Origin of the sequence: Alienimonas sp. DA493, from assembly GCF_043951915.1 — a bacterium.
Classification (GTDB): domain Bacteria; phylum Planctomycetota; class Planctomycetia; order Planctomycetales; family Planctomycetaceae; genus Alienimonas.
The window spans coordinates 1-4,091 of the sequence record NZ_JBINJD010000259.1 but is presented as its reverse complement, the minus strand read 5'-3'; the positions used below and the strand labels follow the sequence as shown (position 1 = coordinate 4,091).

Below are 4,091 nucleotides of genomic sequence, written 5' to 3'. Positions count from 1 at the left end.
GGGTACGACCGCGAGGCCAGAGGTCAGATCGTCCCGAACGAAGCCGTCGACGGACTTCATACCCGGCGTCGCCGCGACCAGCAGCCAAAGGGCCCCGCCGCAGACGGCCCACGGCAGGGCGAGCCGCCACGTCAGCGCCCAGACCCGTCGGCCGGCGGTGACCGGTGCGTCGGTCATGAATTGCTTCCCCGGCGGACCCACCGCCGCAGGTTGAAGCCGCTCCACAGCAGCGGGGTCGGGAGCAGCCGCCAAAGGCTGAGGTGCAGCAAACCACCCCGCCCCCCGTCGGTACCCGCCAGCGTCAACCGAACCCCGGGGGGGCGCCGCCCCCCGAGGTCGAGGGGGTCCAAGATGGCGCCCCGCCTTCTCAAGGGGTGCAAACAGCCGAGGTAATAATCGCGGGGGCGCCAGGTCACGGACAAACTGGCCGGACTCAGGGGTGTAGCGAAAATCGCGGTCACGTCGGCGACGAGTCCGTTCGCCATGTTCGGTCCCCGATCGACGTTCAGGCTGTCCCACGCCGGCGTCAGTCCGACGAGCGCCCACAACAGCCCCCCGCAGACGGCCCACGGCAGGGCGAGCGTGCGGACCAGCCGCCACGCCCGGCGGCCGGCGGCCGGCGGCGGTCGGGACGTCGGCCGGATCGTTCACGGCGCCAGCACGGTCCAGACCGGGTCGTGGTCGCTGCCGAACGTGTCGCTCCCGCGGCGGGATTCGCTGAACTGTTCTTCCGCCGCCCCGCCGACGTCCAACACGTCGATCGCCCCGGAGTCGGCGTACGGGAAGACGCCGTCCCCTGGGGCGTCGTCGTAGGTGTTGCCCATGTCGCGGGACAGGCTCCGCAGCCGCAGCCCGTCCACCAGCCCGCCGACCAGCAGGACGTGGGTGCCCGTCTCTTCGTCGGCCGGGTTCGTCCCGCTCTTCGCCGGGTCGGTCTCGCCGACGTTGAAGTCCCCGCCGACCACGGCCGTCAGTTCGGATCGTCCGCCATCCGCTCGGCGACGTGCCGGGCCATCGCCGCGGCGACAATCTCCCGCTTGCGGGCGTCGTCCCGGTCGCTGTCGCCCGATCGGCCGCCGGAGGACTTCAGGTGCGTCACGACCGCCACGATTCCCAGCTCCGGGACCTCCGCGGCGAGGAAGCCCGGCCCGCGCCCATGTCGGCTACGCCGTCCAGATCGACCCGCTCCAGCTTCCGCTCCGGGGGATGCCCCGGCCGGCCGTTGCCGTCCGTCCCGCGGTCGAACTTGACGGCGTTCGTCAGCGGATATCGGGAAGGATCGCCGCCTCCAGGCTGCTGTACTGGGCGTCGTCGTTCAGGTTGAAGTCGCTGACGACGACGTGCTCGGCACCGGCCGGCATCCTCATCGCCTCGGCGACCGTTCGGGCGACCTCCAGCGAGGTGATCTCGTCCAGCAGCAGCACGTTCGGTTGCACGTCCGCGGCGAGGGCGGCGAAGTCGTCGGAACGGGCTTCGGCGTCGGCGACGGAGAACAGGGGGCCGCTATTCCATGTCGCCACCACCACGTCGCCCTCGGCGGATCGATCGACCGGGACGGAAGCTGCGGGCGCCGACGGATCGGGGTCGAAGCCATCGCGGTGGCCAGGGAAGCCGTCCGGATCGCCGGGGAACGCCTCGGGGACCGCCGGCGAGTCCGCCTCAGGGTTCGGACGGCAGCCGCACGCCGCGGACAGAACGAGGACGAGGGCGACGTTGCGGGAGAACACGGCGGGGGCCGTCCGGGGGGAGTGCGAGAAATCGGCGCCAGCGTAGCCCATCGGGCAGCAGCCCGACCCGTCCGCCCGGTTCCAGCCCGCCTCCGCTCTCGCGTGCGTCCCCGCGACGGTCTCACGCGGGGCGGAGGCCGTCTCGGGCGGCAGGGGCGTCCTGCAGCGTCTCCGGGGCCGTCTTCGGCGTGCCGACGTTCGTGCGGCGGACGGCGACCCTTGACGGTCCCTCCCCTGTGCTGGAATCGTGCCCGTCCCCGTCGCCGCCGGGAGGGCGCCGTGAACGGGAAGCCGCTCGGACAGTCCCGCGTCTTCTGCGGCGGCGACCCGATCATCGACGGCATGGGCGAACGCAACGGCCCGGACGGCACCGGGGAACGGTTCGTCCGCGTTCAGCTCCCGATCGTCGTCGCGACGGGCCTTCCTGTCGGAACCGTGGAAGCAGGTCCGGGCCTTGCACGTCTTCGGCCGGAAGGCCGGCGTCGAATTGACCGAAGAACTCTGGCGGCGGTTCGGCCTGACGACCGCGGAGGAACTGAACCGCCGGCCGGCGAGCGAGGCGATCGATGGGCTGAAGGAGCGGGCCGAGCGCTGACTGACTTTGCGGAGAACTCCGCCCGGCCCGGGTCCGGGCGGGGCGGGGCGGGATTTTCCAATTAGCTCGCGGCGGGCCCGGCGGCGTCGGCCCGCCGGCGGCCTGCTCCTCCGACGCGGTTCAGTCGGGGGCGGGCCGGAACCGCGGTTCGCCGAGGGGGTACGGGGCGTAGGAGCCGGGCGGGAACGACGGTCCCGGGGGGGCGCCGAAACGGGACCAGATCCCGTCGCCGTACGGAGACGGCATGGCCCCGCCGAACGCCGGATCGTAAGGGGTATAGGGCGAACGGTCGCGGTCGTGCCGCCCGTACGCCCCGTACGCCCCGTACGCCCCAGGCGGCGGCGGCGGGCCGACGAAGGGGGCGGCGGACCGTTCGCGATCCCGTTCCTGCTCCCGTTTCGACAGTTCCCGCAGCCGCTCCGCCTCCCGCTTCTCCGCCTCCCGCAGCGCCTCGGTCTGCTGTTTGAACGCCTCCTGTTGCCGCTTGCGGGCCTCCCGCTCAAACTCCGCCCGCCGCTTCGCCGTCTCGCGGGCCTGCTCGCGGAGATTCTTTTCGAACTCCTTCTGGCGTTGGGCCCGTTCCACCCAAGGAGGTTGGGCGGCGGCCACGTCGGCCGCGACGATCGAACCGGCGACGAGCAGAAGGGCGATCTTGAGACGCGGCATGATCGGCTCCGGAATTATTATTTTCGTGATGTATGGAGGCGCCGGGCGATATCGACCGGCGCCGAGGGGGCCTCACGTGCAACACGGGCGCCGGGGCCGCGGGTTCAGTTCCACTCCGGGCGGGGGCGGAAGACGAACCACGCCGCGATCGCGGCGGTCGCCGGTGTCAGACCGAGGCCGAAGGCGGGCCGGAACGAGAGCCGGACCGCGGGGCGAGGGCCAGCGGGACGAAGAACGGCAGGCCGAGCGGGACGAGCACGGGGGTCTCCCGGGCCAGCGGTCCGGTCGCGGCAGGTCGCCCTCCTTCTGCCAGACGGCGACGAACGCGATCACGTTCGTCAGGGGCGGCGTCAGCGCCGGCGCCCCGAAGCGGGGATCGCGGTCCGCCAGTTCGGACGCCGCCGCGACCATGAGGCCGGCGACGGGGGCTCTCCACCGCAGCGAACGCTCTGATAACGCGCCCCCGACGATCCCGAGCCGATCGGCGGGGGCGTCGGGGGCGGGATGACGATCGTCGAACGCACGGCTTGAATTATTCCTCGCTGGAGGCGTGGGCGACCTCCTCGAAGTCCCCGGTGTAGGGCGTGCCGTCGACGAGGCCGCTGACCGTGCCCTCGTACTCGCGGACCTCGCCGAAGGCCGGGTCGGTCCCGACGAACCGCGACGCCTTCCCCTCCGGGTCGCCCTCCTGCGGGGAGGCGGTCAGTTCGACGTCGATCTCCGGCTCCACGATCGTGAGGCGGATCGACTCGGCGGGGAGCGGGGTCGGCGTCCGCTCGTCCGGGCCGTAGATGTAGACCGTCGCCTGCTGTTTGTCGTGGTCGACGAGGAACTCGGGGTGGTACGTGCCGCCGCCCCAGTCGGCGACCGTGCCGCCGTGCGGGCCGGCGCCGTGCCCGTGCTCGCCGGAGTGGTCCCGGGCTTCGCCGGCGGGGGCGTGCCCGTCGTCGGCGTGTTCGTCGGCCGTGACGAGCGCCGCGTCGTCGGCGGGTTCCTCGGGGCTGCACCCGACGACGGCGGTCGTCAAGGCGAGGGCGGTCAGGGCGGCGGGGAACTTCATCGGGTCAGTCCTTGAAGGGAGCAACGGGGACGCGGCCGGGATC

At 72.6% G+C, this 4,091-nt stretch carries 6 protein-coding genes; 1 reads left to right on the top strand and 5 read right to left on the bottom strand.

Translation table 11 applies throughout. The annotated features are described in order from the left end of the window. Positions 1–647: 647 nt before the first annotated feature. From ACG2DA_RS21940 to ACG2DA_RS21930, 3 genes are all read right to left on the bottom strand, one after another. Positions 648–965 (bottom strand): hypothetical protein, encoded by a 318-nt coding sequence (locus ACG2DA_RS21940; RefSeq protein ID WP_395258712.1) that lies wholly within the window; start codon positions 963–965, stop codon positions 648–650. A 5-nt stretch (positions 966–970) separates the two neighbouring features. Continuing rightward, positions 971–1,099 (bottom strand): hypothetical protein, encoded by a 129-nt coding sequence (locus ACG2DA_RS21935; RefSeq protein WP_395258710.1) that lies wholly within the window; start codon positions 1,097–1,099, stop codon positions 971–973. A 160-nt stretch (positions 1,100–1,259) separates the two neighbouring features. Further along, positions 1,260–1,727 (bottom strand): hypothetical protein, encoded by a 468-nt coding sequence (locus ACG2DA_RS21930; protein WP_395258708.1) that lies wholly within the window; start codon positions 1,725–1,727, stop codon positions 1,260–1,262. 454 nt (positions 1,728–2,181) lie between these two features. Between ACG2DA_RS21930 and ACG2DA_RS21925 the strand changes: the two genes are divergently transcribed. Then, positions 2,182–2,322: a hypothetical protein gene (locus ACG2DA_RS21925; protein WP_395258706.1), complete on the top strand. Its 141-nt coding sequence runs from the start codon at positions 2,182–2,184 to the stop codon at positions 2,320–2,322. A gap of 120 nt (positions 2,323–2,442) precedes the next feature. Here ACG2DA_RS21925 and ACG2DA_RS21920 read toward each other — a convergent pair whose 3' ends face one another. Then, positions 2,443–2,988 carry a hypothetical protein gene (locus ACG2DA_RS21920; protein WP_395258704.1) on the bottom strand — a complete coding sequence of 182 codons (546 nt, stop codon included), beginning with the start codon at positions 2,986–2,988 and terminating at the stop codon, positions 2,443–2,445. A 532-nt stretch (positions 2,989–3,520) separates the two neighbouring features. Beyond that, on the bottom strand, positions 3,521–4,048 hold the full coding sequence (locus ACG2DA_RS21915; protein WP_395258702.1) for a hypothetical protein: 528 nt from the start codon (positions 4,046–4,048) through the stop codon (positions 3,521–3,523). Between the last annotated feature and the right edge of the window lie 43 nt (positions 4,049–4,091).

Coding starts and splice junctions, on each gene's coding strand:
- ACG2DA_RS21920 (WP_395258704.1), bottom strand. CDS start 2,988: ATGCCGCGTCTCAAGATCGCCCTTCTGCTCGTCGCCGGTTCGATCGTC.
- ACG2DA_RS21915 (WP_395258702.1), bottom strand. CDS start 4,048: ATGAAGTTCCCCGCCGCCCTGACCGCCCTCGCCTTGACGACCGCCGTC.